Here is a 19,652-nt window from a genome sequence, read left to right as displayed (position 1 = left end):
ATTTTTGGGGTGATAGGAATGGATGCTGAAAAAAGATTATTCTTAAAAGCTTTAAAAGAAAAGTTTGAAGAAGATCCAAGAGAAAAATACACAAAGTTCTATATATTTGGAGGTTGGAAGCAATCAAAAAGAAAAAGAGAGTTTGTTGAGTGGGCTCAAAAATTAGTAGAGAAAAGAGGAGGAATACCATTTTACAACCCAGATATTGGAGTTCCATTAGGGCAAAGAAAATTAATGCCTTATAAAGTTTCTAACACAGATGCTATAGTTGAAGGAGATGATTTACACTTTATGAACAATGCTGCTATGCAACAGATGTGGGATGATATAAGAAGAACTGTTATAGTTGGATTAGACACAGCTCATACAGTTTTAGAAAAGAGATTAGGGGTAGAGGTTACTCCTGAAACAATAAACGAATATATGGAAGTTATTAATCACGCTCTACCAGGAGGGGCTGTTGTTCAGGAGCACATGGTTGAAGTCCACCCTGGATTAGTTTGGGATTGTTATGCTAAGATATTCACTGGAGATGATGAGTTGGCTGATGAAATTGATAAAAGATTCTTAATTGATATAAACAAGCTCTTCCCAGAAGAACAGGCTGAACAAATTAAAAAAGCTATAGGTAAAAGAACATACCAAGTTTCAAGAGTTCCAACATTAGTAGGAAGATGTTGTGATGGAGGTACTATAGCAAGATGGAGTGCTATGCAAATTGGTATGTCATTCATTACAGCATATAAATTATGTGCTGGAGAGGCAGCTATAGCTGATTTCGCATATGCAGCTAAGCACGCAGATGTTATACAGATGGCTAACTTCTTACCTGCAAGAAGAGCTAGAGGACCAAATGAACCAGGAGGAATATACTTTGGAGTATTCGCTGATATAATACAAACTTCAAGAGTTTCTGACGATCCAGTTGAGCAGTCATTAGAAGTTGTTGGAGCAGGAGCTATGTTATTTGACCAAATTTGGTTAGGAGGATACATGTCTGGAGGGGTTGGATTCACACAGTATGCTACAGCATCATATACTGATGATATATTAGATGACTTCTCCTACTATGGTTATGACTACATACAGAAGAAATATGGAGGTTGTAACTCAGTAAAACCAACAATGGATGTTGTTGAAGACATAGCTACAGAAGTTACACTCTACGCTTTAGAACAATATGATGAATTCCCAGCACTATTAGAAGATCACTTTGGAGGTTCACAGAGAGCTGCAGTTACAGCTGCAGCTGCAGGTATATCAGTAGCATTGGCTACAGGAAATTCAAATGCTGGATTAAACGGATGGTATCTAAGTCAAATAATACACAAAGAATACCACAGTAGATTAGGATTCTACGGTTATGACTTACAAGATCAGTGTGGAGCTGCTAATTCATTATCCTTCAGAAATGATGAAGGATCTCCACTTGAGTTGAGAGGTCCAAACTATCCAAATTATGCAATGAACGTCGGACATCAAGGAGAATATGCTGGAATTACACAGGCAGCTCACTCAGCTAGAGGAGATGCATTTGCTCTCAACCCATTAATTAAAGTAGCATTTGCTGACCCAAGTTTAATCTTTGACTTCAGATATCCAAGAAAAGAATTTGCTAGAGGTGCATTAAGAGAGTTTGAACCTGCTGGAGAAAGAGATATCATTATTCCTGCCCATTAATCCCAATTTTTTTATTAATCTAATTTGTTTTAAATATTAAAACAAATAATAACCATCATTAAAAACGATATTAAAGAAAATCTAAACTTAAATCAAAAAAATTTTAACTAAAAATAAATAAAAATAGAAAAATATATAAGAAGAGAACATCTTCTAAAAATTATGAAGAAAGAGATAGCAATAGGTGAGATGTATGGACCCTATTTTAGCTTTAGGTGCAATAGCATTAAGTGGGGCATTGGCAACAATAGCAGGATGTGCTGAAGATATTGAATCTGATGTTGGTTCTCAATCAAATCCAAATTCACAGGTTCAATTGGCTCCACAGATGGGAAATATACACAGATATTACAATAAAGCTATTTCTGGAGAACCTGTAGCTTATGGCCTTTATGTAGCTGTTGCTGGAGGGGTAGCTTATGCTCTAATAAATATGGGACTGCCAATGTTATTAGCTTTAATAGCAGGTACTGGAGTTGCAGCGCTTGTTCATGGGGCTTATGCAATTTCTGCTTATTTGGGAAGAATTGTAGGGCAGTCAAAAAACTTTGGTCAGCCAGTTTATTGGGATATTGTTATGACACATATTGGTCCTATTGTTGGACACGGTTTTATAGCTGTTTTTTGTATGTTACTAATGGCTTATATAGCTAATACAATATTAGGAAACCCATTCCCATTACCATTAATAGCATTAATATTTGGAATTACAGTTGGAGCTATTGGTTCATCCACTGGAGACGTCCATTATGGTGCTGAAAGAGAATATCAAAAATACCCATTTGGAGGAGGAGTTCCAGTAGCTAACCATGGGGATATTGATATAAAAGCTGAAATTGGTTTAAGAAACAGTATGGACTCATCATATTTCTGTGTTAAGTTAGGAGGTCCATTAACAGGGTTATGTTTTGGTTTAATTGTTTTCTTAGATGGTTGGAGAGGAGTTATTGGTGATGTGATAAAAGGTAATGACATAATGGCTTCATCTATCATATCTATAATAATAGGATTAACCATAGTTGCTATATTAGCAATAATAAATAGAAAAGTAGAAGTGTTTGCAAGAGAAAAATATGGGCCATACAAATAGAGGTGATTATGAATGGATATAGCTAACTTAATTATCCCACTAGTAGAAATCACAGTTGCTGGAGCAATTATTAATTCCTCTGTTCATTTTGTTCCTGTTGGAGGAGCTCCTGCAGCTATGGCTACATCTACAGGGGTTGGTACTGGAACCACTCAGTTAGCTGCTGGAGCAGGATTTACAGGATTGTTAGCAGCTGCAGTAATGTATTCTAAAGTAGCTTCTTTAGGGGTTATTGGTTATATTTTAACCCTACTATCTGGAGCTGTAGGATCAATGATTATGCTTGGAGTAACAATGCTTATAGCCCAGCTTATCTATGTCTTTGGAGTAGGAGTTGTACCTGCAGCTGATAAATGTGAAGTAGATCCTATAACAAAAGATGAACAAAAACCATACATAACCCCTGGAACTACTGGACATGGAATTCCAACAGTTTGTTATATTAGTGGGTTAATTGGAGCTGCTCTTGGAGGGATTGGTGGAGGATTAGCATATATTGCTTTAGCTTCAATAGGCTTTAGTCCAGCAGTAGCGGGGATGATAGCTGTAGGATTTTTCTTTATTAATGCAGTACTTGCTTCATATAATATAGGAGGAACAATAGAAGGATTTCATGATCCAAAATTCAAAAAGATGCCTAATGGAGTTATAGCATCTACAGTAGCTTCATTATTATGTGGAATAATCATAATTTTAATGGCTTTATAAGGTGATATCTTATGGCTCATGGTGGAGGAGGTCATGCTGCTGAACTTTATCCAGAAGAACAAATATTTGGTATAGGTATAGCTTTAGCTTTAATTGGTTGTTATTTAGCACATTTTTTATCAGGTTATGGACTTTCCATGCTTATAGGAGGGTTGTTGGTTTCAGCTTCATGTGTTGCTGGAGCAAACACTGTTAGAAAGGTTGCTGCTTATGGTTTGGGTACTGGAGTTCCATCCATAGGTATGCTTAGTTTAGGTATGGGTACTGTATCTGCTATAGCCGGTGTTTTAATAACAAAATCTTTAAACATCCCTTACTTAGCAGGGCCAATATTAGCTTTGGTTATTTCTGCAATAGTTGGATATATAGTTGGAAAATTAACAGTAAAACCTGTAGGAATGAAAATTCCTATAATGGTTAGAAGTATGACTTTCTTATCTATAGCAGGAGCTATGGCATTGTTGGGATATTCTGTAGCTTATGCAGGAAGTTTAGATCCTAATGTATTTATAAATGCTTTAAATGACGGAATTATGGCTATTGCTTTCATAGCATCAGGTATGGCTATTCTACATCCATTTAATGCATGTTTAGGTCCAAATGAAAGCCATAAGAGAACATTAACATTAGCAATAGCTTGTGGATTATTAACATGGTTTATATTCTCTGTAATAAAATTAGATATCGTTTCAGTTGTGGTTTCTATAATACTATGGGCAATAGTTTATGTTAAGTTTGTAAAAATGTCATTTAATGATGCATGCTGTGTCCTTTACATTCCAGAAATTCCTAAAAAAGAACAATAATTTATTTTAAGGTGAAAAAACATGTATGTAGTCAAAATTTGTCCTGAAATTGATGTTGTTATGGATGTTGATTCTGGTCTAGTAGCTGAAATGAGAAAAGACATGTTTATGGTAGATATCATTCCTGTAGAAGAAAGGATTAAAAAATTAGAAACATTGGTTAATGCTTTTGAAAAATCTTTAGATCCTAGAAACCCACCATTGAATACATTCCCTAATAGAGATAGAGTTTATGAAATAGCAGGACATTTTAAAGGATTGTTCTTTGGGTTTTGGATAGCTTTGGTATTTATGTTAATAATTATAGTTGCACTCTATAAAATATTCCCTGGATTATTTAGATAAAAAGGTGAAATCATGGCTAATAAAAAAGAACCTGCTCCTGGATGGCCAATAGTTTCTGGAGAGTATGTGGTAGGAGATCCTGAAAGTTGTGTAGGAGTGGTTACATTAGGTTCACATGGTTTAGAAAAAGCATGTGTAGAAGCTGGAGCAGCTATAGCAGGCCCCTGCCATACAGAAAATCTTGGAATTGAAAAAGTTGTTGCTAACTATATTTCAAATCCAAACATTAGATTTATGATATTGTGTGGTTCAGAAGTTCAGGGACATTTAACTGGACAGTGCTTTAAAGCTTTATGGGAAAATGGTATAGATGAGACTGGAAAGATTGTTGGTGCTAAAGGTGCTATACCATTCTTAGAAAATGTTGGAAAAGAGGCAGTTGAAAGATTTAGAAGGCAGATTATTGAAGTTATAGATTTAATAGACTGTGAAGATATAAATAAAATAACTCAAGCTATAAAAGAGTGTATATCTAAAGATCCTGGAGCTATTGATGAAGAACCAATGATCTTAGAATTAGAAGGTGGAGCTAAAGGAGAAGAAGGGGAAGGAGAATTAAGGCCATTATCTGCAGAAATCGCTTTAATTGAAGCTAGAATGAGAATGATATATGATAAAATAAATGCTACAGCTTTATTAAATAAATATAATTCTGGTTATTACAATGGTAAAATCCAAGGAATTGCTATTGGGTTATTCCTATCATTATTAATATTCTCTCTCCTAAGTATTTAAAATTTAGAGGGATAATATGAGTGAGATTGAAGGCATTCCAAAAATTGTAAAGCCTGACTTAGAATACTGTGACAAAATGTTAGAGAGATTAGAATATAAAGTTGGGCTAATTACAAGAGATCTTGGATTATCTTCTGGAATACATACAAAATCCACTAGCGGATTTATCATTGGAGCAGCTCTAGCTATAGTATTAGTGGGAATTCCTATAATTATAAAAATACTATTATAAGGTGATTTAATGGCTGTCTTAACTCCTTCAAAAGAGTTTAAAGAATTGATGAAAAAATTGGATGAATTAGAGGAAAAAGTTGAAAACACAAATGCTGAAATATTTCAAAGAGCTGGAAAAAAAGTGGGTAGGGATATTGGAATATTGTATGGTTTAGTTTTAGGTATAATAATATTCTCAGTAATTCCTTACTTGCTAAAGTTTATATTATATTTAACAAAAGTTACCGTTGTTGTAAAATAAATTTAAGAGGTGATTTAAATGTTCAAATTCGATAGAGAACAAATGGTTGTTGAAATCGCTGGTAGAAAAATCGGAGGACAGCCTGGAGAATATCCAACAGCATTAGCAGGGACTATATTCTATGCAAGACATAAGATTGTTGAAGATGAAAGAAAAGGAATATTTGATAAAGCTGCTGCAGAAGAATTAATAAATAAACAGGCTGAAATGGAAGAGATTACTGGAAATCCTGCTCTTGTTCAGGTATTCGGAGCTACACCAGAAGCTATAGTTAAATATGTTGATTTTGTTGTTGAAATTTGGGATGGGCCTATATTATTGGATTCTACTGACAAAAAAGCTAGAATGGAAGCTGCTAAAAGAGCTACTGAGGCAGGGTATTCTAAGCAGTGTATTTACAATTCTATCAATGTTTCTATTGATGATGAAGAACTTAAAAACTTAATTGAAAGTGACTTAGAAGCTTCAATTATCCTGTGTTTTGATCCAATGGATTCTTCAGTTGAAGGAAAATTGAATGTTCTATTAAATGGAGGAAAAGCTGCTGATAAAGGGATGTTAGAATTAGCAGAAAAAGCGGGTATTAAAAAACCACTAATTGACGTAGCTGTTACACCTTTAGGAAATGGAGCTGGAAATGCTATAAGAGCTTCATTTGCTGTTAAAGCTAAATTAGGATTACCTGTGGGTAGTGGAATTCATAACGTTCCATCAGCTTGGGATTGGTTAAGACAGTTTAGAAAACAGTTAAGAGAAGCTGGAAAAACTCAATTAGCTAAAGATGTACATCATGTTTGTGATATAGGGGCTAATTTATTACAAGTAATGGCTGCAGGAGACTTTGTATTGTATGGGCCAATAGACAATGCTCAACTAGCCTTCCCAGCTGTTGCTATGGCAGATATGGCTATAGCAGAAGCTGCAAAAGATTTAGGAATAACTCCTGTAGAAAACCATCCATTCAACAAACTATTATAAAAATTTTTTATTCTTTTGAGAGCAACTCAACAACTTTTTTCTCTATCTCTTCTTGATTTTTATTTAATATATTAGCTAAAGCTTCAGCAAATATTTTAGCATATTTTAAAACATATTTTCTTTTCTTTTCCTCTTCAGCCTCTCTTCTTATTTTTGATAAATATTTCTCTAAAGCCCTTGCACATATCATTAGTGCATATCTTATTTCATTATAAATTTCTTCATTTTCATTTTCACTACAAGCTATAGCCTGTTTTCCTGCAGAAGTATATGGAATGAATGTTGATATTAAATTAACAAAAACAGTTATTGGTGCTTCTTCTTTTATTCCATATCTTCTCCAATTTATACTTTTAACAGCTTTGGTTATTCCACATGCTGATGCATCATAAAGTAGAGGAACATGATTAGCAAATCTCATTATTTCCATTTTTTTTCCTTCAGAAGAATCTTTCCCTGCATTACCTCCATATGCTATAGCAGCTTCAACAATAAAAGGAATTCCTTTATATGTTTTAGGATTTCTTGTTATGGCTTTAACAAAATCAGGTTTTAATAAATCTTTTAAAGATTTCTCTATATTCTCTGCACCTATAGGCCTTAATCCAGATGTTGGAGGAGCCATAAATTCCATATTCTGTAAACAATTAACAATTAATTCAGCTTCATCCCAACTTAAGTTTTTAGGATTTTTATCTAAAATCTCTTCAACTTTTTCTTTAAATTTATTCAATTCTTCCTTAGAAATTAATCTTCTCTTTTCTAATAGTTCTATAAATTCTTTTGGAGTTTTAACTATTTCTCTAACTTTTTTATTCAGCTCATTAACATGAGTAGTAGATAGATAATTTTTTTCAGCCCATTCTATAAAATTCTCAGGAATTTTTTTAAATTGATTCTTGTTATTTTCTATCTCATCTTTTGAAAGTTTCTTAAATAGATATTCCATATAGATATATTTTAATGCATATCTTTTAAGATCATCAAGGCTTTCTGGTAAGCTGTTAATAAGGACATTTACAAACTCTATTTCCTCATTACTTAGATAATCACTAAATTTCTTTAAATATTTCTCAATATCTATATTTAAATAACATTTAATCACATTTTTCCAATAAATTGTGTTTTTGAACTTTTCCAATAATAAGTCTCTTAACATATATTGCTTTAACTCATCTATCCTTTTTTGAGAAAACCTTGATAACTCAGAGACTAGCATAGAAGAAACTTTTTTAGCTTTAGTTTTTCTTGCTATATATAAAAGTTCATCAACTGTTAAACCGTGTGGATGTGGTTTCATTTCTTCTGGTTTTTTAGGCATCTCTTTAACTACTCTATCAAATACTACCTTTCCATAAGGATCTTCTAAAATAATTCTTGCATGTGGGGTAGCTAAGCTAATTCTTCTAAGATATTCATAAGCTGACAACTCTCCTCTATTATATGCCACTTCTTTAAATTCCCCTTCAACTCTTGTTCCTCTCCAATTTCCTTTTTTTACTTTTTTACTAACTATCTCTCCTTCATTCTTTTCAACATTCATCTTTACTTCAACTTCATATATCTTTCCATCTCCTAAAGAAGTTTTAATCTTAAGAGGTTTTCCTGTGGTTATTTGAGAAAATAGTAAAACTCCTGCAGCACCTATTCCCTGCTGCCCCCTTGACTGTATAAATCTATGCATCTTAGATCCTGCTAACATCTTTCCAAAGACTTTTGGAATAAATTCTAATGGTATTCCTGGCCCATTATCTTCAACTGCTACTCTATAATGATCACTACCTAACTTTTCTATCTCAACTTTTATCTCTGGTAGTATCCCTGCTTCTTCACATGCATCTAAACTATTTGTTACAAGTTCATGAACTACTGTAGTTAAACTTCTTATTTTTCCACTATATCCAAGCATGTGTTTATTTTTTCTAAAAAACTCTGCCACTGAATGTTCTTTAAATTCTTTAAAAATATCTGTACTCATAATCTCACCCTATTCATAATAATATTCTCCCTTCTCTTTTTGCATAATATCTCTTTGACTACCTTCTTTATTAGCTCTAGGTCTTCCTGTTTCTGGATCTCTTCTAAATGTAATATTCATCTCTTTTAGAAACTTGTTTGCTCCTTCTCTTTTATTTAAAGGTTTAGAGGCATATCCATATCTTCCAGGTTCTCCTGAAAATACAATAAATCTATCTGAGATATAGTCTTGGAATAAAATATCATGATCAACAACAAATATACCAGCCTCTTTCTCATCTGCAGTTCTTCTTATAACCTTAGAAACTCTCAATCTCTGCTCAACATCTAGAAATGCTGAGGGTTCATCTAACAAATAGATATCAGCATCTCTACTGAGACATGCAGCTATAGCAACTCTCTGCAACTCCCCTCCTGAAAGCTCATTAACTTCTTTATCTAAAAGTTTCTCTAATTGTAATGGATTTATTATTTCTGATTTGTAGTAAGAGGAATGTATGTTAGTTATAGAGCTTAAAAGATCTTCAACAGTCCCATCATAATCAGGAGATATGTATTGTGGTTTGTAAGAAACTTTAACTTTCTCATTTATCTCTCCATCATCAGGCTTTATAACACCTGCTAACAACTTTACAAATGTGGTCTTTCCAATACCATTAGGCCCCAAAATACCAATAACTTCTCCTTTATATATCTCTCCATTAGCAACCTCTAATTTAAAATCTCCTAGACTTTTTTTCATGTTAGGGTATTTTAATAATATAGGCCTATTTTTATAATCAATTATAGCTCTTTTTTCAAATATTATTGGCTCTCTTCTAAACTTTATATTCTCCTCTCTTAACTCACCATACAAATATTCATTTATACCCACTCTAACACTTTTTGGTAAAGAGACAATCCCATAAGCTCCCGGTTCACCATACATAATATGAACATAATCTGATAGATAATCTAATACAATTAAATCATGTTCAACAACAATGACTTTATTGAGCTCTCTAACTAGTTTTGCCATATTAAATCTCTGCCTAACATCCAGCCAAGATGATGGTTCATCAAAGAAATATATATCTCCCTCTCTTAAATATGCTGCAGCTATAGCAACTCTCTGCAACTCCCCTCCTGAAAGCTGATCCAAGGTTCTATCTAATATATTTTTTAATTCTAATTTTTCAACAACATAATTAAACTTCCCCTTTTCATCTATTCTTTTTAATATATCTTTTACTTTACCTTTAACTACCTTTGGTAGAACATCTACATATTGAACTTTGTGTATGGCCTTAATTTTTTTCTCTTTTAACATCTCAAAATAACTCTGAAGCTCAGTTCCTTTAAAATATTCTATAACTTTATCATAACTAGGCTCTTCACCATGTTTTCCTAGATTCGGAATAATCTCTCCAGCTAATATTCTTAAAACTGTACTCTTACCTATTGCATTCTGCCCTAATATCCCAACAACACCTTCTCTTGGAATCACCAAACCAAAAAGTTTAAATCTATTCTGTCCATAAGAATGGACTATTTTATCCTCTGTTAATTCCTCTGGAAGGCCTATTATAGATATAGCCTTAAATGGACATCTTTTAACACATATTCCACATCCAGAGCATAACACTTCAGAAATTACTGGCTTTCCTGTTTTTTCATCTATTACTATTGTTTTTTCACCCATCCTTACTCCAGGGCAGTATTTTATACATTCCAAGGAACATTTTTTTGGTTGGCATCTTTCATAGTCAATAATAGCCAATCTCAATCTCCCACCTGAATAGCCTTTAATTTTCTTTCTATAGTGTTTTCTTTATCCCTTCTCTCATCTATTTCTAAGAAACTAACTACCCTATCAACATAATTTAAAATCTCTGTGTGTGCTTCTTTGTAAGCTTTTAATATTTCATCAATATCTCCTTCTAATACAGTACCCATAGCTGATGGAGAAACCTTTAAATTATACTTCTTAAATATCTCTATAGCCCTTTTTATATACTTTGAGACACTAACTTCTCCCATTGGTATTATTTTTACTTCAGCAACAACTTTCCTCATAATAATCACCTAAAATAAATATAATTATTATAAACTATAAAATTTTTGAGTGATAATTATGAGAGTAGAAAGTGTTAAGAGATATTTAAAAAGAAATTATAACAGGTTGCCTGAAGGTTGTAAATACTGTATAAAAGGAGAAAAACTTGTTTTATTTATAACTGGTCTTTGTAAGAATAACTGTTATTATTGCCCACTTTCTGATAAGAGAAGAAAGAAAGATGTTATATATGCAAATGAAAGATTAATAAACTCTGTTAATGAAGCTATAGAAGAGGCTAAACTTTGTAGTAGTAGAGGAGTGGGAATTACTGGAGGAGATCCACTTTTAAAAGTAGATAGAACTATCAAATATTTAAAAGCTTTAAAAAATCACTTTAAAGAGTTCCATTCTCATCTTTACACAGTGCCTGAATCAATAACTGAAGAAAAGCTAAAATTATTAAGTGAATATTTAGATGAAATTAGATTACATCCTACAAAAATATTTAATGAAGGTTATGATGAAGAGTATATAAAATTTTTACTTGAAAAAATAGAACTCTGTAAAAAATATATAAAACATGTTGGGGTTGAAATTCCATCAATTCCAAACATGGAAAAGGAAATATTAAGTTTAGCTTATGCTATTGATGGTAAAGCTGACTTTATGAATATAAATGAATTAGAGTTTTCAGACACTAACTATGATGAACTTATAAAAAGAGGATTTGAACCAAAAGATGATATAAGCAACGCTATAAAAGGTAGTGAAGAAACAGCATTAAAGGTTATTAAAAAATTTAAAGGAAAAATGTTTATTCACTATTGCCCTTCAGTATTAAAAGATGCCATACAACTAAAAAACAGACTAATAAATAGGGCTAAAAATGTAGCTAAACCATATGAAGTTATAACTGATGAGGGTTTGTTATTAAGAGGAATTATGATATTTGATAAAGAGAAAGACATGAAAGAAATAATTGAAATATTAAAGGATAATGAAGTTGAGTTTGAAGTTAAAGAAAATAAAATTTATCTAAATCCATTTATTTTAGAAGATCTAATCAAAGAGATGAAAAGACAGAGATTCCCAATAAAGTTTTCTGCCTATATATCAGAAGTTTATCCTACAGCAGATGCTTTAGAGGTTGAAAGAATACCGCTAATAACTAAAAAATTAAGGCTGAGAAGATGCTAATATTAGCAGGTCTTGGACTTTATGATGAGCAAGATATGACATTAAAAACTCTAAATTTTGCAAAAAAGGCTGATAAAATTTATGCTGAATTTTACACATCCATATTAACTGGAACTAGTATTGAGAAGATAGAAGAAGTTATTGGAAAAAAAATTGAGATATTGTATAGAGAGGATATAGAGAATAGTTATAAAGTTGTTGAAGAAGCCAAAGAAAAAGATGTTATGTTATTAACTGCTGGAGACCCTATGGTGGCTACAACCCATATTGATCTTGTTATAGAAGCTAAGAAAAGAGGAATAAAAGTTATTATTATAAATGCTCCTTCAATATATTCAGCAGTTTCCATTACAGGCTTGCAAATATATAAATTTGGAAAAACAGCTTCTATTGTATTTCCTGAAAAAAACTATTTTCCTGAAACTCCCTATAATGTAATTAAAGAAAACTTAGAAAGAGGTTTACATACTCTTTGCTTATTAGATATAAGAGTTGAAAAAAATGAGAAAAAATTTATGACAGCAAATGAGGCTTTAAAAGTACTATTAGAAATAGAGAAAAAAAGAAAAGAAGGAGTTATTAATTTAGATACAAAAGCTATTGTTTTAGCAAGAGTTGGATCACTTGAACCATTAATTGTCTATGGAAAAATAAGAGATCTTATAGATTATAATTTTGGAAAACCATTACATTCCTTAATCATCCCTGGAAAATTGCATTTTATGGAAGAAGAGGCTTTAAAATATTTAGCTATAAATTTATAAATTTTATTTTTTGTATTCTTCTAGACAGTCTTCACAGAGATATTTACCTTGATAATATTTCACTCTTCCCTGAGCTCCACAGCTTTCACATATTCCTTCAATATACTCTTCTTCAGTTTCATATAAAGTAGGTTTTTCTTTTATAGAGGCATATTCAGCTAAGAGGTTTATAATTTCTGGAGAGACTTTGATAATATCACTTTCAGTTATTATCCCTACTAATTTTCCTTCTTTAACAACAGGCAACCTTTTAATTTTATGTTTAGCCATTAACTTTGCTGCATCATTTATTGAAGCTTCAGGAGAGACAGTAACAAGCTTCTTACTCATAACTTCTTCAACTAGAACATCTTTAGGTCTTAAATTTTTAGCAACAACTCTTTTTAAAATATCCCTCTCTGTTATTATTCCAATGGGATTATTATTTTCAACAATAACTACTGCTCCAATATCATTTTCAGCCATTATATTTGCAATGTCATAAACTGTTTTATCCTTAGTAGCTGTTATAACTGGAAAGCTCATAACTTCAGATACTTGAATATTATAGTCTATTTCCATATGATCACCTTTAATCAGTAAATTGTAATAGTTAAACCAAGATATCTATTTAATATTTAACAGTTTCGGAAAGGTAAAATATTTAAATAAGTTTCTGTTAATGATTTAGTGGTTTATTATCCTGACCCTCAAAAGAGGGTTGGGGTGGTTGATGAGGTAGTTAAGCCCCTCCCCTCTCCACCCAGGAGGGGAGAAAGGGTGATGAGACTACTGAAGCCTTTGGGGATAGAGGTTAAAGGTGAGATTATGCCAATAGCTAAGTTTGTTGTAGCTGATCCCAAAACTGGTAGATGCTATCAAATAGAGGCTGACAATACACCTTTAGTAGGTAAGAAGATTGGAGATATTTTTGATGGCTCTATTATTGGATTAAATGGTTATAAATTACAGATTACTGGAGGAACTGATGATAGTGGTTTCCCAATGAGACCAGATATACATGGTAGTGGAAAAGTTAGAGTTCTACTTTCAGGTCCTCCAGGATTTTGGCCAAAGAGAAAAGGAGAAAGAAGAAGAAAAACAGTGAGAGGTAACACAATAGCTCCTGATATTGTTCAAATAAACTGTAAAGTTATTGAGTATGGAGAGAAACCAATCCCAGAAATTTTAGGATTGGAAAGTAAAGAATAATTATTTTTATTTTTTTCAAAGTAATTTTTAAATACTATTAAAAAGTTTTATCATTATTAATAATGATAAATTTTGTGATTACCATGGAAATTGCTATTGGGCCTATACATTCAGCTATGCTTGAACCACACAGATTAAGGCTAGTTGTAGAAGATGAAATTATAAAAGATGCAGAAATAACAATAGGTGTTAATTATAGAGGAATAGAGTTAATAATGGAAGGACTACCTCCAGAGAAAATATCTATACTATCAGAAAAAATATGTGGAATATGCTCACATATACATGTTTGGACAAATGTTATGGTTGTTGAAAAAGGCTGTGATATAGAAGTGCCAGAAAGGGCTGAGTATATAAGGATAATTGTAGAGGAGCTTGAGAGGTTACATTCACATACACTATTATTTGGGCATATATATGAGGTTCTTGGCTTTGAAACTATGGCATATAGAGCTTTTATGGTTAGAGAACCTATTTTAAAAATACTTCAAGAAATAACAGGAGGTAGGGTACAATACTCTTGCCCTATAATTGGAGGAGTTAGGCCTAGATGTAATATTCAAGAAAACAAGATTCCTTCTATATTAGAAAGATTAGAAAAATTTGAAGAAGATTTAAAGAAACTGTTAAAAAGAACCTTCAATGATCCCATGATATTAGCAAGAATCAAAGAAGTTGGATATTTAGATAAGGAAACTGCAAAAAAATTCCATGCTACAGGACCAACAGCAAGAGGTTCAGGGATAAGAAGTGATATGAGGAAGCTACTTAAAGTGTCATTGTATGATAGGTTTGAATTTGATGAAGTGTTATTTGATGAAGGAGATGTTTATGCAAGATTGGCTGTGAGGTTTTATGAATGTTTTGAAAGTTTAAAAATTATAAGACAGGCTTTAAAAGATTTGCCAAATTTAGATAAAAAAATATATAATCCAAACTATGAGCTAAAGCCTTTTGATCCTATAGATGTATATAATGAGGCACAGAGAGGTCAGGTGTATTACAGTTATGGATTAGATGAGAATTTAAGAGTGAAACATGTAAAAGTTAGAACTCCAACAGCTACAAATTTAGCCTGTATGGAGGCTATTTTACCTGGACATAATGTTTCTGATGCAGAGCTTATAATAGTGAGTTGTGATCCATGTTTTACATGTACTGATAGAATGATAGTAATTAAAGAGTCAAGCCCCTAATACTCATAATGGAAACATTTGATGGTTTTTTTACAATTTTTTTATTTAAACAAATAATGTTGTTAATTTTATTATAAATATTATCTAATGTTTTTTGATCAATTGTTTTTATTAGAAGTGTATCAATGTTATCAAGGTTTGATAATTCATTAATCTTTATTTTCTTCTCCTCACCATTAATAATAATTATAACCTCATCATCTTTCAAACTTAGTAGTTTATTAGCATAATTATTATAATCATTATTCGATAAACTTTCAACTTCTATACTTTTAACTTCACTATTTACAGGTATTCTACTTTTCAAACATTTTATTATCTCCTTCTTAGTTAACTCTTCTACCTCTCTACCAAGAGGAGCTCTTGCTATATAGTCAATATCACATGACTGTAAGAGCTCTTTTAAAATTAGCTCCCCTCCTCTATCCCCATCTGTAAATGCTGTTGTTATTTTCTTTTTACTCAATTCTATAATAGTTTTTGGTACTGAAGCTCCTTCAACTGCTATAGCATTTCTTATTCCATATCTTAAAAGATTTAAAACATCAGCTTTTCCTTCAACTATTATTATCTCATCAGATTTATCTATATCAGGCCCTGCAGGAAGTTTATCTTCTCCATATTCAATAATCTCACTCATCCTTACACTCTCTTTCACCTCCTCTATTATTCTATTTATATCCACATTACTCATCATTTCTTTAAGTATCTCTTTTGCTCTATCTATGATATATTCTCTTTTCTTAATCCTAATATCTTCAATCTTTACAACTTTTAAACTTGCCATACATGGGCCTACTCTATCAACTGTTTCCAATGCTGCAGCTAAAATAGATGTCTCAACTCTATCCAAACTTGATGGAATGGTTAGTTTTGCTATTGATTTTCCATTTATATTTGTTAATTCAACCTCTATCCTTCCAATCCTTCCACTTTTCTGTAGCTCTCTTAAGTCAAATTCTTCTCCCAATAATCCTTCTGTTTGTCCAAATATAGCTCCAATAATGTCATTTTTTTCTACATAACCATCAGCAATTAGTTCAGCATAAATAATATATTTTGTAGTGCCGTAATCCATAATAATCACCAAAGATATTAAATATTAAAAATAATATTTAAAAAATAATAATATTTAAAAGGGTGGTACATTGGAATGTGACAGAAAAGATGCAAAAAAACTTCTGGAACAGCAAAATGCAAAAATTAGAGAAAGAATGAGTAAAATAAAACATAAAATAGCTATATTAAGTGGAAAAGGAGGTGTTGGGAAATCAACAGTAACAGCAAATTTAGCTGTTGGTTTAAGTTTATTAAATAAAAAGGTTGGAGTGTTAGATGGAGATATTCATGGACCAAATATTCCAAAAATACTTGGAGCTAATGGAGAACCAATGGTTGCTGGGGATGCAATATTACCAATAGAAGTCAGTGGAATAAAAACAATATCTATAAGCTATCTTCTACCTGATGAAGCTACACCTGTTATATGGAGAGGTCCAAGAGTTAGTGGGGCTATAAGACAGTTTTTAGCAGATGTTGCATGGGGTGAATTAGATTATTTGCTAATTGATACACCACCAGGAACAGGAGATGTTCAGTTAACAATTATGCAGAGTATTCCTAACATAGATGGAGCTATAATTGTTACAACACCAGATGAGATTTCTTTATTAGATGTGAAAAAATCCATATCTATGTGTAAAATGTTAAATATTCCAATAATTGGGATAATTGAGAATATGAGTGGATTTGTCTGTCCATACTGCAATAAAGAGATAGATATATTTGGTAAGGGAGCTGGTGAAAAAATAGCTAAAGAGTTAGGATTAAGATTTCTTGGAAGAATACCATTAGATGCCAAAGCAAGAGAAGCTCAAGAGAAGGGTAAGCCTATGGTATTAATTGATTGTAGGGCTGGAGAAGCATTTAAAGAGATTGTTAATAAAATTGTTGAAATTGTTGAAAATAAATAAAAATATTTTTTGGTGAAGTATGGTGTTTGATTATATAAGGGAAGAGATTGAAGAATTAAAAGAGGGAAAAGTATTTTCTTTAATTGATGAAGATATGGCATTAAAATTATTTAAATTAGATAATTGGAGAGATTTCTTAGAATTGTTTAAATTAGCTTCTGAAGTTAGAGATATTTTTAAAAAAGAGATTGAAATTACCTCTACAATACATGTAACAAACATATGCCATGTAAATCCAAAATGTCTTTATTGTGGTTTTGCTGCAGGAACTTCTAAGGAAGGCTATTATAATCCTTTTAGACTAACTGATGAAGAAATAAAAGAAGCTGCAATTGCTATAGAAGAAAGTGGGATAAGGAGAGTTAGTTGTTCAACAGCTCATGGTTATGGTGGTAAAGAAGCCCTTAGGGCATTAAAAATTGTTAAAAAATACACTAGTTTAGAAGTTTTAGTTAATGCTGGAGCTGATTTAACTGAAGAAGTTATAAAAGAAATGAAAAAATATGATATTAACACCATATGTTGTAATTTGGAAACAATAAATGAAAAATTATTTAAAAAACTAAAACCTGGTGAAGAGTTAGAGGATAGAATAAGAGTGTGTAAGCTTGTTAATAAATATGGAATAGAATTATCCTCTGGGTTATTAATAGGGGTTGGAGAGAGTTACGAAGATAGGGTAAAACATCTATTTTATCTAAAAAATGAACTTGAAGTAGGAGAAATACCAATAATGGGATTTAATCCATATAAAGGCACACCAATGGAAAATTTTCCAAGATGTTCAGCTTTAGAACAGGCTAAAACAATTGCTATAACAAGATTGATCTTTCCAAATATAAGAATAACCTCTCCCTCTCCAACTATTGGACCTGAATTAATCTATTTCTCATTATTAGCAGGGGCAAGTAATATAGCTACAGTAATTCCCAAAAATTACCCAAGAATAGTTAAAGGAGTAGGTAATCCAAAAGTAGCTAATTTAGATGATACAGTTAAAATAATAGAATCTCTAGGCCTAAAACCTAAGTTAGATTATAATAAATATTACATGTATTTAAAAAGTCAGAAATAGTTTTTTTATATGTTCCATCCTTGTTTTAATGGATGAGCGATTCAAACTCTCATAATAAATGGAGAAGCTTATAAAATCAGCATGTTTCCATCCTTGTTTTAATGGATAAGCGATTCAAACAACGAACAAATTACTGTTTTGGTGTGGTTCAATCCAAGTTTCCATCCTTGTTTTAATGGATGAGCGATTCAAACCTAATTTATCATTAAAATATGCACTTAACAAGATAATGTTTCCATCCTTGTTTTAATGGATAAGCGATTCAAACTTATAATGAAAACAAAAGCAAGAGGTGAAAGGATGGTTTCCATCCTTGTTTTAATGGATAAGCGATTCAAACGAAGATGAGAACACCATCACCCTCACAAGACTCAAGTTTCCATCCTTGTTTTAATGGATGAGCGATTCAAACCCTATGCAACCACTAACTATATTCGCCAAAACTCCTATATAAACCTTTCTTTTTCAACAAGATTTTTCTTACTACCCAATTATTAAAACCTTTATAAAGTTAAGAAAGATTATGCAAATTATTTATAAATATAACGCACAACTGTATCATAAAATATAAACAATTAGAACTTACCTAACTAAAATAAAAACAAACTAAAAATAAAACCATAAAAATAAAAATAAATAACCAAAATAATTAAAAAATCTCAATTTTAATTTGAAAAAATCATTATTACTTTTTCCCGATTTTCTCATACAATTTTTAACAAGAGGGTATATAAAGGCAAGAAAAGTTAATTAGAAAAATTGATAAGAGTTATTAGATAATCTATAATCTCCTTAAAATTCTAAGGCATTCAATAACAATTTTTTTAGCAATTTCATCTAATGTATATGGAGTTATTGGTTCAAAATCTTTGATAAACTTTCCAGTACCTACAACTATATGTCCTTCCCTCTCTAATTTTAATAGTTCAGCTGGACCTTTGCAATAGTAAGCATCTTCAACTTTAATATTCTCCTCTAAACCAAATACACCATTAGTTCCTATAGTCTTAATCCCTTTTTTCCAACAGTATTTTATTATCTCTCTTGTTATAGGTATTGTATCCCCACCTGCTATACATATTATAGTCACATCCCCTTTTATAAGATGAAGATTATCTTTCCCTATATTTACATTATAAGCTTCAACCCTGTTTCCAAAAAATCTCTTTAAAAACTCTACTTTATACTCTCCAACTAACCCACCTAATTTTCTATGTATTATATCATTCTCCTCTATTTTTGCTCCATCAAAAACATATAACTTTTTTACACCACCTCTATGAACCTCTAATAAGTCAAAAGCTACTCTTATTCCAAGCCTACCACAACCAATTAATGAAACTTCTCCTCTTGGCACCAACTTTTTTTCTAACTCTTCAACATCCATACTCCCACAAATTTTTAAATAATATTATTGTTAAAAT

The 19,652-nt window shown here is 31.7% G+C and carries 21 protein-coding genes and 1 CRISPR repeat array; of the genes, 15 read left to right on the top strand and 6 right to left on the bottom strand.

Features of this window, described 5'->3' with window-relative positions; all coding sequences use genetic code 11:
• Positions 1-18: 18 nt before the first annotated feature.
• The 9 genes from mcrA (at position 19) to mtrH (ending at position 6,817) form a co-directional block, all read left to right on the top strand.
• A complete protein-coding gene (gene mcrA / locus METVI_RS0105935) occupies positions 19-1,680 on the top strand; it encodes a coenzyme-B sulfoethylthiotransferase subunit alpha (RefSeq protein ID WP_004590263.1) in 1,662 nt (553 codons plus the stop codon).
• 193 nt (positions 1,681-1,873) lie between these two features.
• Positions 1,874-2,770, top strand: coding sequence for a tetrahydromethanopterin S-methyltransferase subunit E (mtrE, locus tag METVI_RS0105930; protein WP_004590253.1), 897 nt, complete (start codon positions 1,874-1,876; stop codon positions 2,768-2,770).
• Positions 2,771-2,782: 12 nt separating this feature from the next.
• Positions 2,783-3,478 carry a tetrahydromethanopterin S-methyltransferase subunit D gene (gene mtrD, locus METVI_RS0105925; protein WP_004590243.1) on the top strand — a complete coding sequence of 232 codons (696 nt, stop codon included), beginning with the start codon at positions 2,783-2,785 and terminating at the stop codon, positions 3,476-3,478.
• Positions 3,479-3,489: 11 nt separating this feature from the next.
• Positions 3,490-4,284 carry a tetrahydromethanopterin S-methyltransferase subunit MtrC gene (gene mtrC, locus METVI_RS0105920; RefSeq protein ID WP_004590240.1) on the top strand — a complete coding sequence of 265 codons (795 nt, stop codon included), beginning with the start codon at positions 3,490-3,492 and terminating at the stop codon, positions 4,282-4,284.
• A gap of 21 nt (positions 4,285-4,305) precedes the next feature.
• Positions 4,306-4,629 (top strand): tetrahydromethanopterin S-methyltransferase subunit B, encoded by a 324-nt coding sequence (locus METVI_RS0105915; protein ID WP_004590238.1) that lies wholly within the window; start codon positions 4,306-4,308, stop codon positions 4,627-4,629.
• A 12-nt stretch (positions 4,630-4,641) separates the two neighbouring features.
• On the top strand, positions 4,642-5,364 hold the full coding sequence (mtrA, locus tag METVI_RS0105910; protein ID WP_004590236.1) for a tetrahydromethanopterin S-methyltransferase subunit A: 723 nt from the start codon (positions 4,642-4,644) through the stop codon (positions 5,362-5,364).
• 16 nt (positions 5,365-5,380) lie between these two features.
• Positions 5,381-5,596, top strand: a complete 216-nt coding sequence (locus METVI_RS0105905) for a tetrahydromethanopterin S-methyltransferase subunit F (RefSeq protein ID WP_004590234.1) — start codon at positions 5,381-5,383, stop codon at positions 5,594-5,596.
• A 9-nt stretch (positions 5,597-5,605) separates the two neighbouring features.
• Complete coding sequence (mtrG, locus tag METVI_RS0105900; protein WP_004590232.1) at positions 5,606-5,839, top strand: tetrahydromethanopterin S-methyltransferase subunit MtrG; 234 nt, start codon at positions 5,606-5,608, stop codon at positions 5,837-5,839.
• Between the two features lie 18 nt (positions 5,840-5,857).
• Positions 5,858-6,817 (top strand): tetrahydromethanopterin S-methyltransferase subunit H, encoded by a 960-nt coding sequence (gene mtrH / locus METVI_RS0105895; RefSeq protein ID WP_017981118.1) that lies wholly within the window; start codon positions 5,858-5,860, stop codon positions 6,815-6,817.
• A gap of 7 nt (positions 6,818-6,824) precedes the next feature.
• Here the strand turns inward: mtrH and METVI_RS0105890 are convergent, their stop codons facing one another.
• Genes METVI_RS0105890 through METVI_RS0105880 form a run of 3 tightly spaced genes read right to left on the bottom strand, consistent with a single transcriptional unit; the run spans position 6,825 to position 10,849 of the window.
• Positions 6,825-8,795: a DNA topoisomerase VI subunit B gene (locus METVI_RS0105890; RefSeq protein WP_004590227.1), complete on the bottom strand. Its 1,971-nt coding sequence runs from the start codon at positions 8,793-8,795 to the stop codon at positions 6,825-6,827.
• 9 nt (positions 8,796-8,804) lie between these two features.
• Positions 8,805-10,559, bottom strand: a complete 1,755-nt coding sequence (locus METVI_RS0105885) for a ribosome biogenesis/translation initiation ATPase RLI (RefSeq protein ID WP_004590226.1) — start codon at positions 10,557-10,559, stop codon at positions 8,805-8,807.
• Entirely contained in the window at positions 10,556-10,849 is a 294-nt protein-coding gene (locus METVI_RS0105880) for an MTH1187 family thiamine-binding protein (protein ID WP_004590225.1), read from the bottom strand. The genes METVI_RS0105885 and METVI_RS0105880 overlap by 4 nt, the downstream gene beginning before the upstream one ends.
• A gap of 58 nt (positions 10,850-10,907) precedes the next feature.
• Between METVI_RS0105880 and METVI_RS0105875 the strand changes: the two genes are divergently transcribed.
• The gene (locus tag METVI_RS0105875) at positions 10,908-12,029 is read left to right on the top strand and encodes a radical SAM protein (RefSeq protein WP_004590224.1); all 1,122 of its coding nucleotides are present in this window, start codon (positions 10,908-10,910) and stop codon (positions 12,027-12,029) included.
• A complete protein-coding gene (dph5, locus tag METVI_RS0105870; protein ID WP_004590223.1) occupies positions 12,023-12,793 on the top strand; it encodes a diphthine synthase in 771 nt (256 codons plus the stop codon). The genes METVI_RS0105875 and dph5 overlap by 7 nt, the downstream gene beginning before the upstream one ends.
• Positions 12,794-12,796: 3 nt before the next feature.
• On the opposite strand, the gene METVI_RS0105865 is transcribed toward dph5, so the two are convergent.
• A complete protein-coding gene (locus METVI_RS0105865) occupies positions 12,797-13,354 on the bottom strand; it encodes a CBS domain-containing protein (protein WP_004590222.1) in 558 nt (185 codons plus the stop codon).
• Between the two features lie 246 nt (positions 13,355-13,600).
• On the opposite strand from METVI_RS0105865, the gene METVI_RS0105860 reads away from it, so the two are divergent.
• Positions 13,601-13,984, top strand: coding sequence for a 30S ribosomal protein S6e (locus tag METVI_RS0105860; RefSeq protein WP_026152914.1), 384 nt, complete (start codon positions 13,601-13,603; stop codon positions 13,982-13,984).
• 83 nt (positions 13,985-14,067) lie between these two features.
• Positions 14,068-15,180 carry a hydrogenase large subunit gene (locus METVI_RS0105855; RefSeq protein ID WP_004590220.1) on the top strand — a complete coding sequence of 371 codons (1,113 nt, stop codon included), beginning with the start codon at positions 14,068-14,070 and terminating at the stop codon, positions 15,178-15,180.
• Here the strand turns inward: METVI_RS0105855 and dnaG are convergent.
• Entirely contained in the window at positions 15,161-16,258 is a 1,098-nt protein-coding gene (gene dnaG / locus METVI_RS0105850; RefSeq protein ID WP_004590219.1) for a DNA primase DnaG, read from the bottom strand. The two genes, METVI_RS0105855 and dnaG, sit on opposite strands and share 20 nt — an antisense overlap.
• Positions 16,259-16,328: 70 nt before the next feature.
• Between dnaG and METVI_RS0105845 the strand changes: the two genes are divergently transcribed.
• Positions 16,329-17,153, top strand: coding sequence for an Mrp/NBP35 family ATP-binding protein (locus tag METVI_RS0105845; RefSeq protein ID WP_004590218.1), 825 nt, complete (start codon positions 16,329-16,331; stop codon positions 17,151-17,153).
• A gap of 19 nt (positions 17,154-17,172) precedes the next feature.
• Positions 17,173-18,228 carry a 5,10-methenyltetrahydromethanopterin hydrogenase cofactor biosynthesis protein HmdB gene (gene hmdB, locus METVI_RS0105840; protein ID WP_004590217.1) on the top strand — a complete coding sequence of 352 codons (1,056 nt, stop codon included), beginning with the start codon at positions 17,173-17,175 and terminating at the stop codon, positions 18,226-18,228.
• Positions 18,229-18,238: 10 nt separating this feature from the next.
• Positions 18,239-18,640: direct repeats of the CRISPR family, unit length 37 nt; unit sequence GTTTCCATCCTTGTTTTAATGGATAAGCGATTCAAAC.
• Between the two features lie 369 nt (positions 18,641-19,009).
• Here the strand turns inward: hmdB and METVI_RS0105835 are convergent.
• Positions 19,010-19,615: a ThiF family adenylyltransferase gene (locus METVI_RS0105835; RefSeq protein WP_004589696.1), complete on the bottom strand. Its 606-nt coding sequence runs from the start codon at positions 19,613-19,615 to the stop codon at positions 19,010-19,012.
• Between the last annotated feature and the right edge of the window lie 37 nt (positions 19,616-19,652).

This window comes from Methanocaldococcus villosus KIN24-T80, assembly GCF_000371805.1.
Classification (GTDB): domain Archaea; phylum AGJL01; class Methanococci; order Methanococcales; family Methanocaldococcaceae; genus Methanocaldococcus; species Methanocaldococcus villosus.
Note: the sequence above shows the minus strand (reverse complement) of the source record. Positions and strands in the feature narration are given on the sequence as shown.

Excerpts from the sequence above, each read along its gene's own strand:
- mtrG (WP_004590232.1), top strand. The coding sequence starts at position 5,606 with ATGGCTGTCTTAACTCCTTCAAAAGAGTTTAAAGAATTGATGAAAAAA.
- METVI_RS0105890 (WP_004590227.1), bottom strand. The coding sequence starts at position 8,795 with ATGAGTACAGATATTTTTAAAGAATTTAAAGAACATTCAGTGGCAGAG.
- METVI_RS0105860 (WP_026152914.1), top strand. The coding sequence starts at position 13,601 with ATGCCAATAGCTAAGTTTGTTGTAGCTGATCCCAAAACTGGTAGATGC.
- METVI_RS0105835 (WP_004589696.1), bottom strand. The coding sequence starts at position 19,615 with ATGGATGTTGAAGAGTTAGAAAAAAAGTTGGTGCCAAGAGGAGAAGTT.
- METVI_RS0105875 (WP_004590224.1), top strand. The coding sequence starts at position 10,908 with ATGAGAGTAGAAAGTGTTAAGAGATATTTAAAAAGAAATTATAACAGG.
- mtrE (WP_004590253.1), top strand. The coding sequence starts at position 1,874 with ATGGACCCTATTTTAGCTTTAGGTGCAATAGCATTAAGTGGGGCATTG.
- mtrH (WP_017981118.1), top strand. The coding sequence starts at position 5,858 with ATGTTCAAATTCGATAGAGAACAAATGGTTGTTGAAATCGCTGGTAGA.
- mtrD (WP_004590243.1), top strand. The coding sequence starts at position 2,783 with ATGGATATAGCTAACTTAATTATCCCACTAGTAGAAATCACAGTTGCT.
- hmdB (WP_004590217.1), top strand. The coding sequence starts at position 17,173 with ATGGTGTTTGATTATATAAGGGAAGAGATTGAAGAATTAAAAGAGGGA.
- METVI_RS0105880 (WP_004590225.1), bottom strand. The coding sequence starts at position 10,849 with ATGAGGAAAGTTGTTGCTGAAGTAAAAATAATACCAATGGGAGAAGTT.
- mtrA (WP_004590236.1), top strand. The coding sequence starts at position 4,642 with ATGGCTAATAAAAAAGAACCTGCTCCTGGATGGCCAATAGTTTCTGGA.
- METVI_RS0105905 (WP_004590234.1), top strand. The coding sequence starts at position 5,381 with ATGAGTGAGATTGAAGGCATTCCAAAAATTGTAAAGCCTGACTTAGAA.
- METVI_RS0105865 (WP_004590222.1), bottom strand. The coding sequence starts at position 13,354 with ATGGAAATAGACTATAATATTCAAGTATCTGAAGTTATGAGCTTTCCA.
- dph5 (WP_004590223.1), top strand. The coding sequence starts at position 12,023 with ATGCTAATATTAGCAGGTCTTGGACTTTATGATGAGCAAGATATGACA.
- METVI_RS0105855 (WP_004590220.1), top strand. The coding sequence starts at position 14,068 with ATGGAAATTGCTATTGGGCCTATACATTCAGCTATGCTTGAACCACAC.
- mcrA (WP_004590263.1), top strand. The coding sequence starts at position 19 with ATGGATGCTGAAAAAAGATTATTCTTAAAAGCTTTAAAAGAAAAGTTT.
- METVI_RS0105915 (WP_004590238.1), top strand. The coding sequence starts at position 4,306 with ATGTATGTAGTCAAAATTTGTCCTGAAATTGATGTTGTTATGGATGTT.
- dnaG (WP_004590219.1), bottom strand. The coding sequence starts at position 16,258 with ATGGATTACGGCACTACAAAATATATTATTTATGCTGAACTAATTGCT.
- mtrC (WP_004590240.1), top strand. The coding sequence starts at position 3,490 with ATGGCTCATGGTGGAGGAGGTCATGCTGCTGAACTTTATCCAGAAGAA.